Source organism: Chryseobacterium sp. 22543, from assembly GCF_052044565.1.
Classification (GTDB): Bacteria; Bacteroidota; Bacteroidia; order Flavobacteriales; family Weeksellaceae; genus Chryseobacterium.
In genome coordinates this window covers 1-24,160 of the sequence record NZ_JBQENH010000005.1, presented here as the reverse complement: position 1 = coordinate 24,160, position 24,160 = coordinate 1, and the positions used below count along the sequence as shown (strand labels likewise).

Below are 24,160 nucleotides of genomic sequence, written 5' to 3'. Positions count from 1 at the left end.
GAATCTGTTTTAGATATGTTGAAAAGAAATGATGAAAAAATAAACGGATTTCTATTTGTAATAGTACTTCCGCTTCTGCTGTTTGCTATGTCTTATTATGGATTTGAATCTTCCTATACGAGACTGAAAACATCAGAAACAACTCCCGACTTCTTATTTTCCTCGGTATACGCCTACAGGGTGATTCCCAATTACCTGAGTGTGCAGATGACAGATCTGATGTATGATCTGATCAATGGTCCTTTTTCTTTCTTTAAAGATTTTTTGTCCAAAAACGGAACGCCGTTCTATCATGGGCTTTTCCTGATGAATAGTGTTTTTTTTATTGGATGTTCCCTGATCTTAAATGCCGTATTTAAAATGAAGTCCACAGGTCTTCTGCTCAATCTTAATGCAAGAAGAATTATCCATCTTTTGTCTGTTTTTTTTATCGTAATTACTCAGTATGCACCGACAAATTGTGATACTATTGCACTTTTCTGCTATCTGGCCGGCGTATTTTTAACATTAAAATATTTAGATACCGGGAAAAATATCTTCTTTTTTATTCTCATTGGTCTTATCGGAATCTCCACATTGGTAAGAGAGACTGCCTGCCTGAATATCGCTTTTTTTGCCGCCATATTTTTCAATATTGCCGAGTTGAAAAAAGGAAATTATCAGGTGATCTGGAAAATAATACCTCTGGTTATAGCTTTTCTTGTTCCTTATCTGGGATTAAGAGCACTGCTTATTCAGGATGAAACTACATTTGTAGAAGGCTTTTACATCAACAGGAACTTTTCCAGTCCTTTCAATCTTGCGGGATTGATTTTTGCCGTCATTGTGATTTACTTTATATACAGACTTTGTACTGATGAAGAAAACAGGAACATTTTTGGAAAATATTTTTTCTTTTCAATTCCTTACCTCATTATGATCACTTTAGTGGGCCTTTTTTGGGAGGTGAGACTTTTTCTGCCTTTAGTTCTAACGGGAATTATCGCAGCATATCATCAGTTTAAAAAAACATAAGAGATTTAACATGAGTTTACTACATCCATATTATATTATTGCAATTGTCTATATGCTGTTCTTCAGTATTCAGGAGGTGTATGGAAAAAAAGTTGATAAAAAATGGTTCTGGTTCCTTGCTGTTTATTTCATTCTTATTGCCGGTCTTAGAAATGAGGTAGGTCCTGACTACGGAAGTTACAAAGGGATTTATATTTACTCTGATACCAAAAGCTATTACAGTATCTTTATGAAGATGCTCCATATGGAAGGATCTGAAAATCTGGATGTAGAATGGCTGTATACATTGATTAATAAAATACTCCTCAATTTTTTTAACGCCCCTTTTTATATGTTGACGCTGGTCATTGCTATTTTTGCGATGATCTTTAAAGTAGAATATACAGAAGACAATACATTTTATCCATTTACCTTTACCCTTTTTATGTTTATCCCCAACTTTTTTATTGGGGAAAGTGGGCAGATCAGACAAAATCTGGGGACCTTTATCGTTTACTTTGCGATACGGTATATCAAAGAACGGAAATTCTGGCATTACTTATTTTTCATATTTATAGGATCAGGTATCCATAGTGTCTGTTATTTATTCCTGCCAATGTATTGGCTGGCCCGCGTTCCACTGAACAAAACAGTGATGCTGGTTATGATCATTGGCTCTGTCTTCCTGTCTCCGTTTGAAATATACAGAAGTTTTGGGGGGCTCTTGGATGGGATGGCCTCGAATAGTACGCTTGTAGAAGGCTTCAACGGATATATGGATGAAACGGTACAGCGATTGAACGGTGGTGTCGGTATTCCTGAAGTAATGATGGCGATCCTGACTTTCTTTCTTTTTGTTTTTGATACTAAGATGAAAGAGCTGTACCCTTATTATGAATACCATAGAAACTATGCAGTGGCTGGAATTTGCATGTATTTTATCTTTAGAAATAACCCTATTTTCTCATCGAGGCTTGCAGGAGCATTCATTGGGTTCTCATATATCATTATTCCAAATGCCATGTATGTTGTTTCTGCAAGGACCAAGAACATGATTTATGCATTTATTATCTCACTCGTTGTCTTCAATTTTGTTGTCTTCTCTCTCTTTAATAATATCAAGGCGGGACGATTTTCAATAGAACGTTACAAAAACCATATCCTTCCATAGTATTTTGGAGGTAAAAATATAAAGGCAGCTTTTTAGCTGTCTTTTTTTATATAAAGTGATTGTTTGGATTTGTACTGTTTATAAGGTTTTTAATTATGTTATTAATAACATAATATAAATATTTTATTTTTATTTATAAAATAAATCTATTTTTGTTGATGAGGGCTTAAAAATTGTATTTTGATAACACTCAAATCCATAAGATATGAAAAGGTTAGTTGGAAAATTAGCGGCAGCTATCTGCCTGATATCGTTGGGAATTTGTTCTAAAGGTAATGTTAGAGGATATCTTCCCTTAGTTGAGCATGATGTATTGAGTACTCATAATATAGACTCACTCAACAGACCGGTACGTGAAAGGGCAAAATTATTACTCCCGGATTGGAAAAAAGCTCCTAACAGCTACATCTTTGACCCTAGTCAGAATAGTGAAGGCTTGCTGGTTCCCGTAAAGAAAGCATATGCTATGTGGGAAGGAGGCGGCTATCTCAACGGAAATGGCATTCCGGCAGGAGCTGTAACGGCAGATGTACTGTGGGAAGATGTTCATGGTCTGATAAAATCAGGGGTAAATTATGCTCTCGAAATAACAGGGACAGGTCAGGATGCGAAGATCAAAGTTCCTGTCAATAAAACAAAAAAAGGAAATGCCGTGGTTGCCTTTAAGGTAAATGGAGAAATCTATTGGAGCTGGCATATCTGGGTTACTGATGATCCTACAAATGGAACGGTTTATCGAAGTTTCAATACTATTAAAAGGATGAAGTCAGATGGCACAACAGAAGTGATTCCGGATACAGATTGGAAATGGATGGACAGGAATTTGGGTGCACTTACAAGCTCCATCACCGTGTCAGACTGGAACAAAAGTATAGGACTTCTTTACCAGTGGGGGCGAAAAGACCCAATTCCGCCATTGGTTACCAGAGGGAATGATTTCTATGAAGCTTCGGGATCCATAGGAAGAGTCAGACATAGAGGAGCAAAAAATATGACCAATGCTGTAAGTATTGATGATCTTAGGAAATTCGTGTTACTTTCCGGAGCAGAGGTTACCAATAACTTAAGACTTTCTGTAAAAAATCCGCTGAGTCTTATCTATGTCAATAAAGAGGACAATTCCGGTCAGGCTTACTACAATAATAATGTCAATCTGCCTGTCAATTGGTTTGGGAAATCTACAACCTTGCCTAATAACCGGCTTTCAGAGCTTAACCTTTGGTCTGATAATGCACAGGGAAAAATAGAAGCTGTTTACAATACCGATGACAAAGCAAAACCTTATCGGGATAAGTCTTCTTATGATCCTTGTCCCAACGGATGGCGAATACCCTCTATGCTGGTGGCGAATCTTGCCTCCGGATCCTATATTGATGATATCAGAATAGATTTTTCACCTTTCGGCGTAAAAACCAATATGGCGAAAAATGTTTTTGAGACCAATAAATACCATATTATAAAACCTACCAATGCCGGAATTCCCGCATTTATGACAGGATTTAAGGTGTATCCTAATCTTGGTTTTGATCTTTCTGCCGTTGGAGGGTACAATATGGGAATCTTTCCCGGAAATGGACAGCTTATCAGAGGGGCTCATTTGGGACAGTACAGTGATCAGCATCATATTGCATTGTGGACAGCTACCATGGCCCGGCAGTTCGATGCTTCTCCGGCAGTTACCGTTAGAGGGCTTTCTATGATTCCGGATAAAACGCAGCCTGATATTCCGGATGCTAATTATCCTAATATTAAAGGGCGTTATTATTACTTTCCTATGTCTGTAATGTATACTTCGGATGCGAACGGATGCAGATGTATAAAAGACCCTTTATATCTCGTCAATGATTATGATTTTCCTACAGAATATCTGCCTGCTGCTACAGAATATAAAGAAGGGATTGATAATCCGAATACCTACCAGATTGTTAAAAGCGGGACAGCTGCTGTCATTGAAATTCCAGTGAGTAAAGCATTTTCAGTACAAAGTCAATTGTTGAATAATCCTGAAATATTAAACTCTTCCAGTTTTAATAATTTAAAAGGAAATGTTCTCTGGACTACGAATACCGGTCTTATCAGTAAAATTTCAATAGTAAATCCGTCGCCTTCTTCACTGCAGGGTATTGCTAACTCAAAAATAGAGGTAGAAATAGCTCCTGATCAGAGTGGAAATGCCGTGGTGACTCTACATAACGGCAGTATATCAGCTCCTGTATATTGGAGTTGGCATATCTGGGTTACGGATTCTCCTATACAGTCTTACACCTATACTACAGAATCTCCTGAAGTAGTAGCGAATTATGTGAATTATGTGAACAAAGCGGATGTGATATTGCAGACCACTTTCATGGATCGTAATCTTGGGGCAACAGATGCTTTTCCTAATGTTGCAAATCCTCTTGCACCCACCGCCGAAGAGCTGCTGAAGATACGTGCTTCTACGGGATTGCACTATCAATGGGGAAGAAAAGATCCTATTCCTGCATTCCAAAATGCAGATAACAGAAATTTCTACAATATTTCTTTAGGAACTGCTGCTGCAAATGGAACAGTATCCTATGCTGTGCTTACTTCAGCTGATTATAACAATCTTTCCGGTAGTTATATAGTGCCTTACAATACCTACGCTGCTGCATCCAATGTGCAGAGTACAGATAAGCCGGTAGAAAAGATTTCCAAGATACTGTCTTATTCCGTTAAAAATCCTTTGGTATATATGATTCCAAGTACGTTTGCTCCTTATAACAGCGCAACACCCAACTATACTAACGGAACTGACTGGCTGGCAACAGAACCAAACCTGGCTCCTGACAGATGGGGAAGAGGAGGAGAGAAATCTCCTTTCGATCCTTGCCCGGAAGGCTGGCGAATTCCCGATCTGATGAATGTTGCTTTGGTTTCGGGGAGTGATTTCGGACAGACTCCATGGTATAAAAAAGACAAAAACATAGCTACATCATATAATATAGCCACTGATTATTTAGGAACCAGAGTGAGAAATTCTGCCAATGCCACCGTAGGATATATCTTTAATAATCCTGCATATCCTTTAGGAAACTACCCTGATTCCGGATCAAGAGGTTTCAGAAGTGTAATTGCCAATCAGACATCACAAGGAACCTTTAATATTCTCAATTTTCAATACCCTGCTGTATGGACAGCAGCTTTAAATTCAAATTATTTGGGAAGACCTGTTAATGTACTTTTTGATGCAGCTTCTACTACCAACAGGATGATGGTTTTTCATGATAATAATGATCCATATTTTGGTGTGGGGTGCCGATGTGTAAAAATAGAATATGACGCAAACGGCAATGAAGAAGGACCTGCTTCCAGAATCACAGTAGTCTCTAATGGTTCAACTTTGAGTACTGCTAATGCAGAATTTAAAATGACGGACAATAAGATTATTCTATACCCAAGCCCGGTTTCCAATATTTTGTATATCAAGGCTTCGGAAAACAAAGAATATCATTTTCAGATTTTTAATGCTTTGGGGCAGATTGTGAAGTCTGGCCAGTTTATAAATAATCAGACGGACCTGTCATCTTTGAATGCAGGAGTGTATTTGATAAGAATAAATAATTCGGAAGCAGTTGTCAAAATTATAAAACGATAAATTCCGGAAATGAGGATTTAAAAAGCGGAATGAGATCCCTTGTTCTGCTTTTTTATAGGTAAGCATATCTTTTACATCTATGATGGTTGATGAAAAATTCTATATCATAAAATGTTGATAACTATATAACTCTCTAAAACCTATACTACAAAGGGCTTGAATCTTTAAAAAATGGGTGCTGAAAAGGGGTATAAACCATCTGGATTGTTAAATTAAACCCGTTTTACAAAAAGTATATAATAAAAAAGCTTTACTTTTGCAAAAATTTTTAGTTAGAATGTCGAAAAATTTAGTAATCGTAGAGTCCCCGGCAAAAGCAAAAACTATTCAAAAATATTTAGGAAAGGATTTTGAAGTGAAATCCAGTTTCGGGCATATCCGGGACCTTCCTAAAAAAGGAATGGGGATAGACCTTACTACATTCAGTCCTGATTACGAAGTTTCCGCAGACAAGAAGAAATTGGTAACCGAATTAAAGGCTGCAGTAAAGAAAGCCGATATGGTATGGCTCGCTTCCGATGAGGACCGCGAAGGAGAGGCTATTGCATGGCACCTTGCGGATGAGCTGAAATTGAAGCCTGAAAACAGAAAAAGAATTGTATTCCATGAGATTACCAAAAACGCCATTCTAAAAGCAATCGACAATCCGAGAGATATAGATCAGAACTTAGTAAATGCCCAGCAGGCAAGAAGAGTGCTGGACAGAATTGTAGGTTTTGAAATGTCACCCGTTTTATGGAAGAAAGTAAAACCTGGATTATCTGCCGGAAGAGTACAATCTGTAGCAGTACGATTAATTGTTGAAAGAGAAAAGGAGATTCGTGAGTTTAAACCAAAAGCAAGTTTTAAACTTGACGGAATTTTTTTAAATAAAACAGAGCAGGAAATAGCTGCCAAACTGAAAAAAGACTTCGAAAAAGAAGAAGATGCAGAAAAATTTCTTGAGCAGGCAAAAACTACAGAATTTAAAGTTCTGAATGTTGAAACCAAGCCGGGTACCCGTTCTGCTTCAGCTCCATTTACAACCTCCACATTACAGCAGGAGGCTTCCTCAAGACTTGGGTATAATGTAACCAATACCATGCGTATGGCACAAAGGCTGTATGAAGAAGGGTACATTACCTATATGAGAACAGATTCCGTAAATCTTTCTCAGGAAGCAATTGAAGGAGCTAAAAAACAAATTACATCAGAATATGGAGCAGAATATTCTTCTCCAAGAAATTATACTACAAAATCTGCTTCCGCACAGGAAGCTCACGAAGCAATCCGTCCTACGGATTTTGGAGTGAAAAGTATAGGAGATGCACAGCTGAATAAGCTATACCAACTCATATACAGAAGAACACTGGCTTCTCAGATGGCCAATGCGAAAATTGAAAAGACTGTGATCGAAATCGGGAATGCATCATTACCCCATCATTTTGAAGCACAGGGAGAGGTGATCATATTTGATGGTTTCCTGAAAGCTTATGGTATTGTGAAGACAGAAGATGAAGATGAGGAAAACAATGATAAGTTACTGCCAAAAGTAAGTGTAGGAGAGGTATTGAACTATAAAACTATTACCGCTACTGAAAAATTCACAAGACCAAGTGCAAGATATACCGAAGCCGGATTGGTGAGAAAGCTTGAAGAATTAGGGATTGGAAGACCATCTACTTATGCTCCGACGATTCAGACGATTCAGAATAGAGAATATGTGGATAAGAGAGAAATCGAGCCGCATACCCGTGAAGTGATCAAAATGTCTTTAGCCAAGGATAAGATCAAAAAAGTAGTTCTTGAAGAGAAATTCGGAGGTGATAAAAATAAATTCTTACCCACAGATATAGGTGAAGTGGTAAATGATTTCCTGACTGATAACTTTAGAGAAATTCTTGACTACGGTTTCACGGCAAGAGTAGAAGAAAGTTTTGACGAAATTGCAAGTGGTGACCAGAAATGGAAAGAAATGATGACGAATTTCTACTCAAAATTCCACCCGAGAATCGAAGATGTAGAAGAAAATGCAGACCGTGCAACAGGAGACAGACTATTAGGGGTAGATCCGAAAACTGGTAAAAATGTTCATGCAAGAATCGGAAGATTTGGAGCGATGATCCAGATCGGAGAAACTGATGATGAAGAGAAACCAATTTTTGCTTCATTAATGACAGGTCAGAATATTGCTACCATTACTTTTGAAGAGGCATTAGAACTATTCAAACTTCCTTTCGATTTAAGTGAAGTTGATGGACAGCCGGTTTCTGTAGGGGTTGGTAGATTTGGTCCTTACGTGAAATGGGGAGAAACTTATATCAGCATTCCAAAAGGAGAAGACCCTCTTTCTGTAGATCAGAAACGTGCAGAAGAAATCATCAATGAAAAGAAAATTGCTGATGCTCCAATTGCCACCTATAAAGGTGAGCCGGTAACGAAAGGAACAGGAAGATTCGGGCCATTTATCAAATACAAAGCTATTTTCGTAAATGTTCCAAAAAAATATGACTTTGAAAATCTTTCTCAAAGCGATATCAATGAATTAATTGATGCCAAGCTTGAAAAAGAAGCCAACCGATATATCCAGCAGTGGGAAAAAGAAAAAATTTCCATTGAAAACGGAAGATGGGGACCTTTCATCAAATTCGGAAAGGCAATGTTCAAAATTCCGAAGAAAGCAGATGATACAAAATATGAAGCAGATGAGTTGAAAGAGCTTTCTTTAGATGAGGTTAAAAAATGGATTACAGATCAGGATCCTAAAGCTTTTGCAGAAAAGAAAAAACCTGCAGCTAAAAAAGCAGCCACAACTAAGAAGGCAGCTACAACAGCTAAAAAACCTGCGGCCAAGAAACCTGCAGCTAAGAAATAAATAGTCTTTATTAAAATATGAAAGCACAGATTTTGGTCTGTGCTTTTTCTGTTTTTATAAAGTAAGATAATAAGTGATAACATGAGTTTTTAACTTGTGTTTTTTCATTTATAATCACTTCAAAAAATGCAAAAATTATAACAAGATAATAACTAAATAAATTTCTCTGTATTGAGAATTAATATCTATACACGCTTATTACTTAGCTTTAAGTATAAATACGCAAATGAAAAATTCAGTACTAAGACTGTGATATTCAGTATTTTAATTCTATAGATTTACATCGTAATATTACAGACGGTGGAGTTCAGGAACCACTTTAAAAACGAGGCGGATTCTGAAAAGCCAAACGAGTAAGAAAAACAAAACTATCAAATCATGTCAGAATTTAATTTTAGCAAAGAAGCTATCTCGCACGCATTAGAAGCGGCAAAAAGATCACACGAAGACAGTCAGGCAAATCTTCGTTCATCAGGAGCAGACACAGACTTAAGCCTTGCCAATGCCAGTGCAGGTTATCTTCTTGTAACAGCAGAGTGTATCTCAATTACTGTTGAGAACAACAAAGTTTGTATCAACTTACCATTAGGTTTTGGGAAGTACTGTTTCAGTATACCCTTAAGTATTCCTAATGGAACAGCTGGTCAGGCTTGTTTATCTATATGTACTACCTGGGGAATTCCAACAGGAATCAGAGTTACAATTATTATAGGCGGAATAACAATTATCAGCCAATCATTCGGAAAGTGCTAATTAGTTAACATACGAATTATAATAAAAAAGTCCGCCTCATACAATATGTGAGGCGGATTTGTTTTTATAAGGTTGATGAAAAATAAGGTTGGCGAAAATATAAAGCTATTAAAAGATGTTGAGGGCTTTTTTATGAACAAAATATACCACATTCTGCTCAGTTCCCATGTTTTTTGTATGTTTGTTATATCAAGCAATTAATCAATTATTACATTCAAATTAAAATATGGATTTCGAAGACTTTATCATTTCACCAAGAAATTTCAAAACAGAAAGCTGGCAGATAGGAAATCGGATTACAAAAGATATCAGAGAAGACAGTATTGTTCTTTTGTTTGTGTCTGATTACAGAGGTGTGGGCGGAGATGCAGAAGTGCAGGATTTTACAGCAGTGAGGAACGAGTTTTATAAACTTTCGCAGATGGATTTTGAAATTCCTGTTGTAGATCTCGGGGATCTGGTATCTGGAAAATCTGTTCAGGATACCCATTATATTTTGCAGGAAGTACTGTCGGCATGTCATTACAAAAGAGCAATTCCGGTGATTGTGGGTGGATCCAATGATTTTGCGTTCTCATTATTTTCTGCTTTGAATTTTCATCAGAAAAATATCAATTATACCCAAATCAGTAATATTATTTCCCTTCAACAGGGTGAAACAATCAATGAACATACTTTTCTAGGCAAAATTTTCGGAGCCAAGAATTTCTCTATTAAAAATTACCACCATTTAGGATATCAGAAACATTTGAATGAAATGGATTCTGTAAGACTGATCAAAGAAGTAGAGTTTGATATTATCCGTCTCGCTGAAATGATGAATTCTACAGAAAAAACAGAACCTTTCTTCAGAAAAGCAGATCTGGTGACCGTAAATTGTGATGCTGTGGAAAGCTTCAGCGAACCTTTTTCTATGAATCCACAGGTCAATGGACTCAACAGAAGAGAGATCTGTGCCTACATGAAAGAAATCGGATTAAGTGAAAATCTGAAATCTGTTGGGATTTTTAATTATAATATTTATTCAGAAAACCAGTTGAACCACCAGCTTTTAGCACAAATGTTATGGTATCTGATTGAAGGAATCAATATTCAGCATTCCCATCCGAAAGAAAGGCATTATGAACTGTTCTATGTTTTGATAGATGACAGGCAATATGCTTTCAAGCGTGATACTTTCAGTAATTTGTGGTATTTTGGCGATGATGAAAATATAGAAAACTGCATTCCATGTTCCAGAAAGGATTTTGATGAAGCTAAAAAAGGCTGGCTGAATGCAAGACTGACGAAAATTTAATGTATGACAAATGCTCCCCCAAAAGTATCCATTATTGTTCCTGTTTACAATGTCGAAAATTATCTGACAAAATGCCTTGACTCCCTGGTGAACCAGAGCCTCTCTAATATTGAGATTCTTGTAGTGAACGATGGAAGTAAAGATAATTCTGGAAAAATCATTGAAGGATATGCACAGAGATATCCGGAAAAAATAAAAGCTTTTACTAAAGAAAACGGAGGTTTAAGTGATGCCCGTAATTTTGGCCTTGACAGAGCTTCCGGAGATTATATAGGTTTTGTAGACAGCGATGATTATGTTTCCGAAACAATGTTTGAAGAAATGTTTCTTTTAGGAGAAAAACATCAGGCAAAAATGATGATCTGCAATATTCAGAAAGTTGACGAAACCGGGAAGGTTACCCAAAAACTGACTCAGCTTCCAAACATGCCCGAGAAAATAACCCTTGAAAATAATTTTTCAGTGTTCTCGGATATCAGCTATTTTGCATGCAATAAGCTGTTCAAAAAAGAACTTTTTAACCAAAGAAGATTTAAAAAAGGTGTTCATTTTGAAGATATTCAGTTGATTCCACAACTTTTGCTGGAATGTGATGCCATTGCCCAGACCCAAAATTTCCATTATCAATATCTTGAACGTACAGATTCTATTACGAAGACCCATACGGAAAAAGGACTTGATATGCTGAAAGCAGTGGCCGATGTGGAAAATGTATTCACCGAATCTCAATATTCTCACAAAAAAGAGGAATTAAAAAACTTCCAGATTTTTGAAGGAGTTTATTCATTTCTGGCTTATCTGGCCTTTGTGAAAAAAGAAGAAATATTTTATAGTATGTCTGAGCAGCTGGTCCTTTTTATGAAGGAAAGACAAATAAAAATTCAAGATATATTGAAGTATAGTCGTTTTGGTAAGAATTATCTTTTATCTTTGCCTTTGAAGAAAAAAATTTTTTATCTGCTGTTTTTTGGAGGACAGAAAAGATTGATAAGGAAGTTAATTTAATAAACACAAATGTACGTGCTATTGTTTCGAGCAGTAGAAAATGATGATGAAGTTCTTTATAAGTTCTACATGATGAGTTTTTATTGAGAGAGAGACAAGTGCTGAATAAGAAAGAATGAAAAATTTTGAATTGTTCTTAAGCGGATCGGGAATACCTATTTTCTATGTAAAAATAGGACTTGGTTTCGTATTCGCCTTTTTAATTACTTTTTTCTCTATTCCTACCATCGTCAAGATCTCAAGAAGGAAGAATCTGATGGATGAGCCTGGGATAAGAAGTTCGCATCTTAGAGAAATTCCTAACCTTGGTGGAATTGCTATTTTCTATTCAATTGGAATTTGTGCTTCTATTTTTGCCTATGAGCTTTTTGACCTCTACAAATTTTTATTTGCTTCATTGATTATCCTGCTTTATGTAGGGGTAATGGATGATATTGTTGTAATGAGGGCTTATAAAAAACTTGTTGCACAAATTGTAGTGTCTTCACTGGTGGTGATTGGGTCAGATATTAGAATAAGAAGTTTATTTGGGATATTTGGTGTGTATGAACTGCAGTATTTTGTAAGTGTACTGTTCAGTATTACCACCTTTATTATTCTGATCAATGCTTTCAACCTGATCGATGGGATAGACGGACTTGCAGGCGGTTATTCTGTAATCTGCAGTGCTTTATTTGGAATAAGCTATTACCGGTTGGGAGAATATAATTATCCGCTGGTGGTATTATCTGTTGTTATTATCGGGACTGTATTGGCTTTTCTGTATTATAACCTGTCTAACTACCGTACCCGTAAAATATTTATGGGAGATACCGGATCTATGCTGCTTGGCTTTTTACTGGCCTTTACCTCCATTTGTTTCATAGATATTTTTATTGATAAAAACCTGGTAGATGTACCAAGATATCACCTTCAGTCTGCTCCTGTAGTAGCTGTAGCGATCCTGATTCTTCCGATCGTAGATACATTAAATGTAATATTTATAAGGCTTTACAATAAGAAATCACCATTTGACGCTGATAAAAACCACATTCACCATAAGCTGTTGAAGCTAAATCTTACCCACAGAAGATCTACTTTTTATATCATTCTTTACTATTTGATGATTGTGGGAGTTGCTTATTATTTAAGACATATAAATGTCAATCTGTTATTATTGGTGATTATTTCATTAGGCTTTTTCGGAGCTTATCTGCCAGATTTGCTATATCGATTAAGAAATAACAAAAATTAACAATTAAATATTACTTTTGTAAACAATATTCAAATATGATGAAGAATTTTAAATATTTATTTTTAATATTCCCTTTTTTAGTTACCTCATGTATCACAACAAAAGATGTGAGGTACTTGCAGCCAAGCGAAAGTCTTGTCATTAACGAAGAAGGTCTTATCCCGTACAATATTCCCGTGTACAGGATTACTAAAAACGACATCCTTAATCTTAATATTGTGACTACTCCCAAAGGAGATGCTGCACAGTTTTATTCCTCTTACAATACTTCAGGCGGAGTTACCGGCGGAGGGGCAATAAGTTCTGCAATATCAGGAGGTGGTAGTGCAGCAGGTGTAGTGAGTGCTAATTCCGGAGGTGGAAGAGGTGGAAATATGAATTTTTACTTTAACGGACTGAAGGTGGACTCCAATGGTGATATCAATGTGTTCGGGATAGGATATGTAAAAGCTGAAGGAAGAACTCTTGACGATATTACAAAAGAAATACAGGATAAAGTAAATGAAAATTTCCAGGAAGGTAAATCTGAAGTACGACTGAATACAGACGGTATTACATATTATATTCTTGGTGATGTGGAAACTACAGGACTTTCAGGCGAAAAAGTAGTCCACAAAAACACCCTTACCATTACTGAGGCATTGGCCATTAATGGTGGATTGAACAGAACTATTGATAAAAGAGAAGTCGTTATTCACAGAAAGCTTCCGGAAGGAATCAAAATTGCAAAAATAGATCTTACCCGTGAAGATCTTATGAACTCTCCTTATTATTATATACAGAACGGAGATGAAATCTATCTGAATACAAGAGCGAAAAGCTTGAATGGATTCGGAAAAGACCCGATCCAGACTTTGACTACAGGAGTTTCTGTAATTACTACTGCATTATCTATTTATTTACTCCTTAAAAATCTTTAGCCATGATTCCAGAAAGAGTAAACACTGCAGAGAAGACTAATTCTCAGAAAGATAAATCCGGGACATTTGCCTTATTTGATTTAGAACACTTTTTAAAAAGGATTCTTAAAAACTGGTACTGGTTTGTATTAATGCTTATCATTGGCTATGCCATAGCGTGGGTATACAGTAAATATTATGCACAAAATATTTATGCATCAGACTTATCATTAAGTACCTCCAGTAAAGCTTCGGAGTTTCTGCCAACTCAATCTAACCAATCTATTAACTTCATTTGGGGAGATACAGGAAATCAGGATGGGCTTTATTTGAAGAAAATGCTTTTATCCAGATCTCATAACGAATTTTTGGTAAAAGAATTAGATCTTTTTGTAAACTATTCTACCAAAGGGCTTATAAAATCTACTTACCTGGACAAAGATGATTCACCTGTTTTTCTTCAGATTGATAAAAAGCACCTTCAGCAGATCAATTATCCTATTACATTGATACCGAAAGGAAATGGAGCATATGAAGTGGTTTTGCCTGAAGAAGGAGAATCAACGAACTTATATAACTATGAAGTAGAAGGATTCCAGGATATTAACGCTTATAGCAGACCAGCAGATAAAACCATCAAAATTAATGAGTGGTATAATTCGCCTAACCTGAGATTCAGGCTGCTTCAAAATCCTGTTGCTACCAAAATTAAGCTGGATAATATTATTATCAATCTGAACTCTGTAAACCAGAGTGTAGATGAAATTGTTTCTACTACAGGAGTAGACTTTGACAAAGAAATCAGGTCTATTATGATTATTACTAAAAAAGGATACAACCTTAATAGTACAGTTAATTTTCTGAATAAATCTGTTGCAGAACTGCAGAAAAAAAGACTTGCTGATAAAAATATCGTTAATAAGAATACGGATATTTTTTTAAAAGACAACCTTGGGAATATCCGTAAAAAACTTGATTCAAGCGCAAATGTGCTTAATTATTTAAAGACTTCAGAAAAACTTTATAATATTAAAGACAGAGATGAAAAATCTCTCGAAAAAATAAAAGAACTTGAAGCTAAAAAAGCTGATATCATCAGTAAAATCAGCTCTCTGAATAATATCAAGAACACACTTCAGTCTCAGAATTTTGATAAAATGATCGGAACAAATGCGGCAGGTTTTGAAGATGGTGTTTTCACAGCAACGGTTTCTGAACTTAAAGCTTTATATATCAAAAAAGCTGAAATGGCCACTATTTATAAACCGTCATCAGAGCCTATGAGAGAAATCAACAGGCTTATTGATGAGGCAAGAATGGGGTCGTCCAATAGTTTGAGAAGCTATTATAACCGATATTATGAAGAAATCAATAAGATAGACCGTGAAATGGCTGGTGCCAATTCTGATTTAGCGACTTATCCTGAAAAAGAAAGAAGATATCTGGACGCAGAGAGAGGCTATAACATGATTGAAGCTACTTATAACAGTCTTTTGGGCAGACAGAGTGATACCCAGATGAGAATGGCTACCAATCAGTCTGATATAACGGTCATTGACCCGGCTAAAAATTTAGGACAAAGACCAATTGGGCCTAATGTTAAATTGGCGAAAACGGCTATTATTTCTGGAATGTTACTGCTTCCACTATTATTTATCCTGATTGGTGAGGTGTTTGACAACAAGATCCGAAATATTAAAGACCTTTTAAGTGCTACAAAAATTCCGCTTCTTGGGGTTATCGGAAATAACAACAATGAAAATATGCTTACTGTTCTGGAGCAGCCAAAATCATCCGTATCAGAAGCCTTCAGGGGAATAAGAGCCAATATGAGATTTTTGATGGATAATGAAGATCAAAAAGGGAAGGTTATATTAATCACATCATCCATCGGAGGAGAAGGAAAAACTTATATTTCCATTAATCTGGCATCTGTAATTGGATTAAGTGATAAAAAAACAATCTTATTGGGAATGGACCTTAGAAAACCAAAAATCTTTGGAGACTTCAAGATTGATAATAAATATGGTATTTCAAATTATCTGACCGGGGAAGTGGGAATTGATCAGATTGTCAACAAAACAAAAATCCCAAATCTGGATGTTGCCACTTCAGGACCTATCCCGCCAAACCCTTCTGAGCTTTTAATGAGCCAGAGAAATATCAAATTTATAGAAGAACTGAAAGAAAAATATGATTTCATTATTATAGATTCACCACCGGTAGGATTAGTGGCAGATTCATATGAGCTTATGAAGCATTCTGATGCCAATATTTATGTTGTGCGCCATGAATACACAGAAAAGTACATGCTGAAAATGATCACGGATAAGTATCATAATGATGAGATTGACAATTTAGGACTTGTTTATAATGATTATAATACAAAACAAGGCTACGGTTACGGTTATGGCTACGGCTATGGTTACGGATATTTTGATGAAGATAAAAATTATAAAGAACCATTGTTGATAAGGATCAGAAATAAAGTACAGGTATTATTTAATAAAAAATAAAGCATTAAACCCTCATTTAATGGGGGTTTTTTCATATTTAATGTATTTTCATTCTATGAAAAAAAGAATATTTTTGCCACTTTGCCGTTTACTTTATAACAAATTATGTTTTTTTGTTTATTTTTAACTAAACATTAAGATTATCATTAATATAAAAATGTTTTATATTTGCAAAAATTAAATTTTAAAATAACCATAAATCCATATTCTTTTATGAATAAAAAATTATTGTTTAGCTTCCTTGCCTTCCTTGGAGTGGTAAGTGTTAAAGCACAAAGAAACGAATTGGGAGTTCGTCTAGGTATGAGTAACCTAGTGGGAGATGTAGGAAGGACAAATTATATTTTACAGAAGCCGTTGGATTTAAACAGAGTGTCAGATTGGGGCATCCCATTTTATGGAGGTTTGTTATATAGATTTAATTTTAACCCGCATCAGACTGTTAGATTGGATTTAGGATACAACCAGGTTCAGTTTAGTGATAAAGCTGCGAAAGAAGATTATAGAAGAAATAGAAACTCATACGGAAAAAATAATGTGTATGAGGCGAGTTTAATGTTTGAGTATAACTTTTTCCCGGTAAATAATGAGCAGATCAGCATGCTAAGCCCTTATATCTTCGGAGGTGTTGGTGCTTTAATGTTTGATGCTCCTAAAGCAAATCTTGTGAATGATTTCAGAAGAGATGCAGATGGGGTGGCGCAGGCTCCAATCAATGAATTGGACTTCACCACAAGAACAGAGTATTCATTAGGGAAAAAAGTAACGATGCATATTCCTTTTGGGGTAGGTTTGAAGTATAAATTCAACCACTCCTGGGCAATATTTGCAGAAGCTACATTCAGATATACATTGACGGATCAGCTGGATCATAGTAAGATCCTTTCCGAAGATGTAAAAACTTCTTTTAATGCTGATATTTTGGACCCTGCAACAGGAGGTTCATTATTACAGTCAGGAAATTATTATGCGGTTTCTAAAGAAAGAGAAACAGAGTTTATTAATAAGAGAAATATTGGAGATGGCAGATCTAAAGATTGGATGAATACGTTTAGCTTAGGGCTCACGTATTCGTTCGGAAGGCCTCCATGTTATTGTGAATAATATGTCGTTGATTAAAGATAAAATAAATTCTGAGAATTTACCAAAACACGTAGCCATCATTATGGATGGTAATGGAAGATGGGCAAAATCTCGTGGCGAAGAAAGAACTTTCGGTCACAAAAATGCCATTAATGCAGTAAGAAATGCTATTAATGCCTGTAATGAGATTAATATCCCTTACTTAACACTTTATACATTCTCTTCAGAAAATTGGAGTCGTCCAACCGAAGAAGTAAATACCCTTATGAACCTGCTGGTAGAAACATTACTGCTTGAAGCAGAAGAAATCTTCAGCAAGGGATTGAGAATGCATGTGATAGGGAACCTTGATAAACTGCCTGCTTTGGTAAAAGAGCAGTTGGAACGTGTGGTAGAACTCACAAAAGAAAACACAAAAGGAAACCTTGTATTAGCTATAAGCTATGGCTCACAAAATGAAATGCTGGAAGCCGTTAAAAATATAAGTTCTGATGTAAAAGAAGGAAAAGTAGAGATAGAAAATATTAACGAAAGTTTATTTGAAAGCTACCTTTATACAAAAGATTTTCCTCCTGTAGACTTACTGATCAGAACCAGCGGTGAAATAAGAATAAGTAATTTCCTGCTTTGGCAGATCGCTTATGCAGAACTACAGTTTTTAAATGTTCTGTGGCCGGATTTTACCAAAGATATTTTCTTTCAATGTATTGTAGATTATCAAAACAAAGAAAGAAGATACGGTTTAACCGGTGAGCAAGTAAAAGGCCAATAAAATTTTAAGAAAAGAAAGACTCGATAAAATGAAGTTTAGACTATTACCCATCATTATGTTTGCTGCTTCTGCACATTTTTATGGACAAGTAACTCCACAAGACAGCACAAAAGTAAATAATGCTGTCCACGCAGAAAATGAGGCAGGCACTTATACACTTAAAGACATCGTTGTAGATGGGGTAAAAAAATATACACCAGCTCAGATCTTAAGATTTACAGGTCTTACTAAAGGAGAAAGCGTAGACATTCCGGGACAGAAAATCAGCAATGCTGTTAAAAAACTTTGGGATACCCAATCTTTTTCTGAAGTGGAAGTTTATGTTCAAAGCATTGAAGGACAGACAATCGTTCTGAAATTTCACCTGCAGGATCTGAAAGAACTTGGAGAAGTGAAATTTGCAGGAAAAGGAATTGGTAAATCTAAGAGTGAAAAGCTGGCAAAGGATAACAACCTTAAACCAGGAACTAAGATTACTCAAAACTTAGTGTCTAGTCTTAAAACAAATGTCCCTAAAGACTATATTAAGAAAGGTTTTGCAGATGCTAAAATCAGTATTCAGGATAAAGTAAACGCAGGAGATCCTGCTTTAGTAGACTGGACTATTAATGTAGAAAAGGGAAAAAGAATTAAGATTGATCATATTGAATTTGAAGGAAACGAAAATGTAACCGATAGAAAGCTTAGAAACAAAGCTTTCAAAGAAACAAAACAAAAACGTTTTGGTATTGGTGGTATTTTGAAATCCTCAAAATTCATTGAAGATAAATATCAGGAAGATAAGCAAGGTCTTATCAATTATTATAACTCCCTGGGATATAGAGATGCGAAAATTGTTTCAGATTCAGTGTGGAGAAACAAAAGAAATAACTACGAAATCAATGTAAAACTTAATGAGGGTAAAAAATATTACATCGGGGACGTTACATTCACGGGGAATACAGTATACGCTACAGAATATTTACAGAGATTATTAGGATACAAGAAAGGAGATATTTACGATGCAGTAGGATTCAACAAAAAAGTTGGAGAAGATGGAGGTAAAGAAGATGATTCAGATATCAAATCTGTTTACATGAACAACGGTTACCTTTTCTCCAATGTTACACCTGTTGAAAAATCGGTATCAGGAGATGCTGTAAACCTTGAAGTTAGAATTAATGAAGGTGAGCAGGCTACCTGGAATAAAGTAACATGGCAGGGGAATACTACAACCCATGACCACGTTATCCTTAGAGCACTGAGAACAAAACCGGGAGAACTATTCAAGAAAACGGAAATTAAAAGAACATATTTCGATTTAGCAGGGATGTCATTCTTTGACCCTCAGCAGATCGGACAGGATATCCAGCCAAACCAGCAGGACAACACTGTTGATATTAACTGGAAGCTTGTAGAAAAAGGATCTTCCCAAGTACAGCTGCAGGCAGGTTACGGTGGTAACAGCTTCATTGGTACTTTAGGATTAACTTTTAATAACTTCTCATTAAAGAACTTCCTTAAGTTTAAAGACTTCAAACCAGTACCTCAGGGAGACGGACAAACGTTCTCTATTCAGGTGCAGGCAGGACAGTATTTCCAAAATTACGGGGTATCATTTACAGAGCCGTGGTTATTTGGTACAAGAGCAACAGCCCTTTCTGTAAGTTTGAATAACTCCAGAGTAAGATATACGGATCAATATGGAGCAGCTCAGAAGCTTAATATCTTCTCTGCTTCAGCTGGTTTAAACAGACTATTGAACTGGCCGGATGATTATTTCTCATTGTACACAGGATTACAGTTCCAGAAGTATGATTTCAATAACTATCCATTCCAGTTTGGAAATACTACAGAAACGAATGGTACTGCCAATAACTTCAGTGTGAACTTAGGGTTGAGCAGAAACTCAGCAGGTATCGACCCAATCTTCCCGACAATGGGATCCAATATTGAGCTTTCAGCAAAACTGACACCTCCATACTCATTGTTTAAAAAGAAAGATTATTCTACAATGTCAGCTATTGACAAGTATAAGTGGATGGAATTCTATAAGATTAAATTCAAGGCAGATGTATACAATGAAATCGTTGGAAAACTGGTCTTGAGATCTTCTGCAGAAATGGGATTCATGGACGGATATAACAGTAAACTGGGAGCTCCGCCATTTGAAAGATTCTATATGGGAGGTACAGGTCTTTTCGGAGGTAGATATGACGGTAGAGAATTGATTCCTTTAAGAGGATATGAAAATGCCAGCACAGAAGGAGGTCAGGCAGATGATATTACTCAGACAGGTGGTGGTACAATCTATAACAGATTTACTTTAGAATTAAGATACCCGATCTCAATGAGCCAGACTGCAAAAATCTATGCATTGACATTTGCTGAAGGAGGTAACGTATGGAATTCATGGAGTTCTTACAGCCCGTTCCAATTGAAAAGATCAGTAGGTATAGGAGTAAGAGTTTATATGGGAGCATTTGGATTAATCGGATTTGACTTCGCACTAGGTCTTGATAAAACATTATCAGGTGACAAGTCAGGATGGAGAAACCACTTCTTGATGAACCAAACATTATAATTACAAATATGAAGCACTTTAAAATAACTTTCACGTTCGCATTACTATTGCTTTTTGGATTCAGCAATGCCCAGAAAATAGGAGTAGTGGATACTAATGAAATTTTAAATAAATTACCTCAGTATAAAGAAGCTGAAGCAAGATTGAATTCTCAGATCGATACCTGGGAGTCAGAACTTCAAAGTCTTCAATCTGAATATGAAAGAAAAAAAGCTGCTTTTGAAAGTGAAAAAGTATTATTGATAGGTGACCAGCTTAAACTGAGAGAAAAAGAAGTTGTAGACCTCGATAAAAATATTAAAACGACTACTAGCTTACGTTTTGGAGCTAACGGTGAAATTACAAAACTGAGAACAAACCTTGTTTTGCCTTTTCAGGACCAGATCTGGGGAGCCATCAAAACAATGTCCGAAAAAAATGGATTGGGCATAGTTCTTGATAAAAGCAATAACATTAGTGTTATTTTCCTTCAGTCAAAATATGATTACACCGAGAAAGTATTGTCTGTTTTGTTGAAAGGAACAGATAAGAAGGAAAAAACAAATAGCAAAGGCAAAAAATAAGTTTAAAAATTAACTTTTGCTATATTTTAAAATCTAAAAACAAATTAAATTATTTATTTACCAGTTATGAAAAAATTAAGTGTATTATTTGCAGCAGTAATGATGGTTGTATCTGTAGGTATGGCAAAAGCTCAAAAAATTGCTACTTTAGATGTAATGGGAGTTCTTAACGCTATGCCGGAGAAAAAGAAAGCAGATGCTGATCTTAAAACATTCTTAGATACTAAACAAGCTGAGATTAAGAAAAAAGCTGACGCAGCTCAAACTAAATATCAGCAATATCAAACAGAAGCTCCGAAAAAAACAGCTGACGAAAACGCAGCAAGAGAAGCTGAAATGAAAAAATTAGCTGAAGAAATCCAGCAAATGCAGGACAAAGCTCAAAAAGATCTACAAGCTAAGCAGGATTTGGCTTTCGGTCCAGTTGAGAAAAAACTGAACGATGCAGTAGAAAAAGTAGCTAAAGCTAACGGATACGATTATATTATGGATGCTAACTCAACTGCATTCCTTTATAAAGCAGGACCAGATGCTACTCCAGCTGTAAAGAAAGAACTTGGAGTTCAATAATTTCAGCAAATTAACAAAGATTTATAAAACTAACCATCTCTATTAGAGGTGGTTTTTTTATTTTTGCGGAATGGAAAAAGAAGTATCAACTACGGTAAAAGTTAGATTTAGTGACTGCGATCCGATCGGACATCTGAATAATGTAAAATATCTTGATTATATGTTCAATGCCAGAGAAGATCATGTGGAAACATTCTACGGATTTACCTATGAAGAATATACCAAGAAAACCGGCTGTACCTGGATTGCTATTCAAAATGAAATAGCCTATTTAAAAGAAGTAAGATATAACACACAGGTAGTAATCAGCAGCAAAACCATCGATGTACAGGATAGAACGGCAAAAGTGGAAATCCTTATGAAAAGTTTAGATGAAAAGACAATCCATGCCGTACTTTGGGTAACTGTTATTTATTTCAATGTTAAAACAAGAAAATCTGAAGTTCATCCCGAAGATGTCAAAGAAATTTTCGACAAGTTTTATGTAGATTTGATTCAGAAAGACTTCCAGTCAAGAGTGAAGTTTTTAAGAAGCCAAAATGCAAAAAATTCTTAATCAGCAACTCTTATTGAAGATTCCAACTTAAAAATTAATAATATATAAATGAAAAAAATAGCAGTAATAGGAAGCAACGGACAATTGGGAAACTGCATTAGAAAAATAGCTCCAGACTTTGAACATCAATATGAATTCTTATTTACAGACTCATCCACTCTTGATGTTACCAATGAAGACCAGGTGAATGACTTCTTTTATGATAACAAACCTGATTACTGCATTAATGCTTCAGCATACACAGCGGTAGATCTGGCTGAAACAGAAAAAGAAAAAGCTTTTGCAGTAAATGCTTATGGGGTAGCTCATCTTGCCCAGGCGTGTGTAGATTATAAAACGACCCTGATTCATGTTTCTACAGACTATGTTTTTGATGGAACCACAAATCTGCCATACTCGGAAGATGATTTTACAAATCCGATAGGCGTATATGGAGAATCAAAAAGAAAAGGTGAAGAACTTGCTCTGGAAATTAATCCTAAAACAATTATCCTGAGAACCTCATGGCTGTACTCAGAGTTCAATAAGAATTTTGTGAAAACCATGCTGAACCTTTTCTCTCAGAAAAAAGAACTGGGAATTGTTGCTGATCAGTTTGGACAGCCGACCAATGCAAATGATCTGGCGGAAGCTATCATGGATATCATCAAAGCTCACCGTAAAACCTATGGAGTCTTTCACTTCTCAAACTATCCGGAGACAACATGGTTTGAATTTGCAAAAAAAATTGCTGAATTTTCAAAATCTTCAGTAAAACTGAATCCACTAACAACCGAACAGTATCCAACACCTGCCAAAAGACCCGTAAGAAGTACAATGTCTTTGGATAAAATAGAAGAGACTTACAAAATAGAACCCAAACATTGGGAAAACAGCCTTGAGGAATGTGTTGATACACTTTCACAACAATAATATATATGAAGAATATTGCAATCATCTTTTCCGTATTGTGTGTCCAGCTGTGGAATGCACAGAATGTTTATCTGACTAAAGTTGAAAAAACAAATGATAACCCGGATAAATTCTTTTATAAAAAAGAAACCGCCACTGCTGATGCCGTTTATTTAGGAGAAGTAGAAGTTCAGGGCTTTTCAAAAGATGATGCACTTACATTTTCCTTAGTCTATAAAAAGGCAAAAGAGATCGGTGCCAATACTTTTGAATTAAAACCTTTCGAAAGCATAGATGGTGTAGCTCAGCCATTCAACGCTTCCAATTATAAGATTGCTTTATATTATACACCTAAAGAAAAGCTGGCAGCTCAGCATGGCGAGATGTATATATTTGCATCCTCTGAAAAAGATCAGAAAATAAACATCAATCGTAAAGACTATATTATCTCTCCAAGATCATTTTTAAAATTAAAAATTGTTCCGGGGGAAGTCTATACAATTTCAACCAAGAAACTTCTGGGTTCTACTATCAAAGTTCAGCCAAAAGCGAATGATGATAACTTATACTTTCAGGTTTCATCTTTAAAAGTAAAGCCGGATAACTCAGGAGTAGGAGGGTTGAATCTTAAATCCGGTGATATTATTGGGTTGGAAAAGTCCTATGCCGAATTTTTAAGCGCTATTTACAAAGAAAAAAATCCTTAAAAAATTACCTGCAACAGTATTATGACAGGTTTTCCTTTTGGTAGATTTAAATTGAGAACAAATGTTTAAAATTTTTCTCTCTGCGTTCCAGTGTATTAGGGTTAAATATTACGG

At 35.8% G+C, this 24,160-nt stretch carries 18 protein-coding genes; all 18 read left to right on the top strand.

Going from position 1 to position 24,160, the window contains the following annotated elements; all coding sequences use genetic code 11:
- Window positions 1–15: 15 nt before the first annotated feature.
- The 18 genes from ACTJIP_RS17830 (at window position 16) to ACTJIP_RS17745 (ending at window position 24,046) form a co-directional block, all read left to right on the top strand.
- On the top strand, window positions 16–1,014 hold the full coding sequence (locus ACTJIP_RS17830) for a hypothetical protein (RefSeq protein WP_180564736.1): 999 nt from the start codon (window positions 16–18) through the stop codon (window positions 1,012–1,014).
- 10 nt (window positions 1,015–1,024) lie between these two features.
- The gene (locus ACTJIP_RS17825) at window positions 1,025–2,164 is read left to right on the top strand and encodes an EpsG family protein (RefSeq protein ID WP_228408921.1); all 1,140 of its coding nucleotides are present in this window, start codon (window positions 1,025–1,027) and stop codon (window positions 2,162–2,164) included.
- A 205-nt stretch (window positions 2,165–2,369) separates the two neighbouring features.
- A complete protein-coding gene (locus tag ACTJIP_RS17820; protein ID WP_440704899.1) occupies window positions 2,370–5,783 on the top strand; it encodes a T9SS type A sorting domain-containing protein in 3,414 nt (1,137 codons plus the stop codon).
- A gap of 277 nt (window positions 5,784–6,060) precedes the next feature.
- Window positions 6,061–8,637, top strand: coding sequence for a type I DNA topoisomerase (gene topA / locus ACTJIP_RS17815; RefSeq protein WP_077419560.1), 2,577 nt, complete (start codon window positions 6,061–6,063; stop codon window positions 8,635–8,637).
- Window positions 8,638–9,015: 378 nt separating this feature from the next.
- Window positions 9,016–9,390 (top strand): hypothetical protein, encoded by a 375-nt coding sequence (locus ACTJIP_RS17810; protein ID WP_077419561.1) that lies wholly within the window; start codon window positions 9,016–9,018, stop codon window positions 9,388–9,390.
- A 226-nt stretch (window positions 9,391–9,616) separates the two neighbouring features.
- A complete protein-coding gene (locus ACTJIP_RS17805; protein WP_077419562.1) occupies window positions 9,617–10,687 on the top strand; it encodes a formimidoylglutamase in 1,071 nt (356 codons plus the stop codon).
- A 3-nt stretch (window positions 10,688–10,690) separates the two neighbouring features.
- Window positions 10,691–11,692: a glycosyltransferase family 2 protein gene (locus ACTJIP_RS17800; RefSeq protein ID WP_440704898.1), complete on the top strand. Its 1,002-nt coding sequence runs from the start codon at window positions 10,691–10,693 to the stop codon at window positions 11,690–11,692.
- A gap of 115 nt (window positions 11,693–11,807) precedes the next feature.
- On the top strand, window positions 11,808–12,926 hold the full coding sequence (locus ACTJIP_RS17795) for a glycosyltransferase family 4 protein (RefSeq protein ID WP_077419564.1): 1,119 nt from the start codon (window positions 11,808–11,810) through the stop codon (window positions 12,924–12,926).
- Window positions 12,927–12,961: 35 nt separating this feature from the next.
- Window positions 12,962–13,846, top strand: coding sequence for a polysaccharide biosynthesis/export family protein (locus ACTJIP_RS17790; protein WP_077419565.1), 885 nt, complete (start codon window positions 12,962–12,964; stop codon window positions 13,844–13,846).
- 2 nt (window positions 13,847–13,848) lie between these two features.
- A complete protein-coding gene (locus ACTJIP_RS17785) occupies window positions 13,849–16,341 on the top strand; it encodes a polysaccharide biosynthesis tyrosine autokinase (protein WP_077419566.1) in 2,493 nt (830 codons plus the stop codon).
- Between the two features lie 213 nt (window positions 16,342–16,554).
- Window positions 16,555–17,445: a DUF6089 family protein gene (locus ACTJIP_RS17780; RefSeq protein WP_077419567.1), complete on the top strand. Its 891-nt coding sequence runs from the start codon at window positions 16,555–16,557 to the stop codon at window positions 17,443–17,445.
- 1 nt (window position 17,446) lies between these two features.
- Complete coding sequence (locus ACTJIP_RS17775) at window positions 17,447–18,196, top strand: isoprenyl transferase (RefSeq protein WP_077419568.1); 750 nt, start codon at window positions 17,447–17,449, stop codon at window positions 18,194–18,196.
- A 28-nt stretch (window positions 18,197–18,224) separates the two neighbouring features.
- A complete protein-coding gene (bamA, locus tag ACTJIP_RS17770) occupies window positions 18,225–20,759 on the top strand; it encodes an outer membrane protein assembly factor BamA (RefSeq protein WP_077419569.1) in 2,535 nt (844 codons plus the stop codon).
- An 8-nt stretch (window positions 20,760–20,767) separates the two neighbouring features.
- On the top strand, window positions 20,768–21,322 hold the full coding sequence (locus tag ACTJIP_RS17765) for an OmpH family outer membrane protein (RefSeq protein WP_047377451.1): 555 nt from the start codon (window positions 20,768–20,770) through the stop codon (window positions 21,320–21,322).
- A gap of 66 nt (window positions 21,323–21,388) precedes the next feature.
- Window positions 21,389–21,892, top strand: coding sequence for an OmpH family outer membrane protein (locus ACTJIP_RS17760; protein WP_047377419.1), 504 nt, complete (start codon window positions 21,389–21,391; stop codon window positions 21,890–21,892).
- Between the two features lie 70 nt (window positions 21,893–21,962).
- A complete protein-coding gene (locus ACTJIP_RS17755; protein ID WP_047377420.1) occupies window positions 21,963–22,448 on the top strand; it encodes an acyl-CoA thioesterase in 486 nt (161 codons plus the stop codon).
- 48 nt (window positions 22,449–22,496) lie between these two features.
- The gene (gene rfbD / locus ACTJIP_RS17750; RefSeq protein WP_077419570.1) at window positions 22,497–23,360 is read left to right on the top strand and encodes a dTDP-4-dehydrorhamnose reductase; all 864 of its coding nucleotides are present in this window, start codon (window positions 22,497–22,499) and stop codon (window positions 23,358–23,360) included.
- Window positions 23,361–23,365: 5 nt separating this feature from the next.
- Window positions 23,366–24,046: a hypothetical protein gene (locus ACTJIP_RS17745; RefSeq protein WP_180564732.1), complete on the top strand. Its 681-nt coding sequence runs from the start codon at window positions 23,366–23,368 to the stop codon at window positions 24,044–24,046.
- Window positions 24,047–24,160 lie beyond the last annotated feature (114 nt).

What these genes read in the sequence shown, in the direction of transcription:
- ACTJIP_RS17830 (WP_180564736.1), top strand. Translation starts at nt 16, where the DNA reads ATGTTGAAAAGAAATGATGAAAAAATAAACGGATTTCTATTTGTAATA.
- ACTJIP_RS17825 (WP_228408921.1), top strand. Translation starts at nt 1,025, where the DNA reads ATGAGTTTACTACATCCATATTATATTATTGCAATTGTCTATATGCTG.
- ACTJIP_RS17820 (WP_440704899.1), top strand. Translation starts at nt 2,370, where the DNA reads ATGAAAAGGTTAGTTGGAAAATTAGCGGCAGCTATCTGCCTGATATCG.
- topA (WP_077419560.1), top strand. Translation starts at nt 6,061, where the DNA reads ATGTCGAAAAATTTAGTAATCGTAGAGTCCCCGGCAAAAGCAAAAACT.
- ACTJIP_RS17810 (WP_077419561.1), top strand. Translation starts at nt 9,016, where the DNA reads ATGTCAGAATTTAATTTTAGCAAAGAAGCTATCTCGCACGCATTAGAA.
- ACTJIP_RS17805 (WP_077419562.1), top strand. Translation starts at nt 9,617, where the DNA reads ATGGATTTCGAAGACTTTATCATTTCACCAAGAAATTTCAAAACAGAA.
- ACTJIP_RS17800 (WP_440704898.1), top strand. Translation starts at nt 10,691, where the DNA reads ATGACAAATGCTCCCCCAAAAGTATCCATTATTGTTCCTGTTTACAAT.
- ACTJIP_RS17795 (WP_077419564.1), top strand. Translation starts at nt 11,808, where the DNA reads ATGAAAAATTTTGAATTGTTCTTAAGCGGATCGGGAATACCTATTTTC.
- ACTJIP_RS17790 (WP_077419565.1), top strand. Translation starts at nt 12,962, where the DNA reads ATGATGAAGAATTTTAAATATTTATTTTTAATATTCCCTTTTTTAGTT.
- ACTJIP_RS17785 (WP_077419566.1), top strand. Translation starts at nt 13,849, where the DNA reads ATGATTCCAGAAAGAGTAAACACTGCAGAGAAGACTAATTCTCAGAAA.
- ACTJIP_RS17780 (WP_077419567.1), top strand. Translation starts at nt 16,555, where the DNA reads ATGAATAAAAAATTATTGTTTAGCTTCCTTGCCTTCCTTGGAGTGGTA.
- ACTJIP_RS17775 (WP_077419568.1), top strand. Translation starts at nt 17,447, where the DNA reads ATGTCGTTGATTAAAGATAAAATAAATTCTGAGAATTTACCAAAACAC.
- bamA (WP_077419569.1), top strand. Translation starts at nt 18,225, where the DNA reads ATGAAGTTTAGACTATTACCCATCATTATGTTTGCTGCTTCTGCACAT.
- ACTJIP_RS17765 (WP_047377451.1), top strand. Translation starts at nt 20,768, where the DNA reads ATGAAGCACTTTAAAATAACTTTCACGTTCGCATTACTATTGCTTTTT.
- ACTJIP_RS17760 (WP_047377419.1), top strand. Translation starts at nt 21,389, where the DNA reads ATGAAAAAATTAAGTGTATTATTTGCAGCAGTAATGATGGTTGTATCT.
- ACTJIP_RS17755 (WP_047377420.1), top strand. Translation starts at nt 21,963, where the DNA reads ATGGAAAAAGAAGTATCAACTACGGTAAAAGTTAGATTTAGTGACTGC.
- rfbD (WP_077419570.1), top strand. Translation starts at nt 22,497, where the DNA reads ATGAAAAAAATAGCAGTAATAGGAAGCAACGGACAATTGGGAAACTGC.
- ACTJIP_RS17745 (WP_180564732.1), top strand. Translation starts at nt 23,366, where the DNA reads ATGAAGAATATTGCAATCATCTTTTCCGTATTGTGTGTCCAGCTGTGG.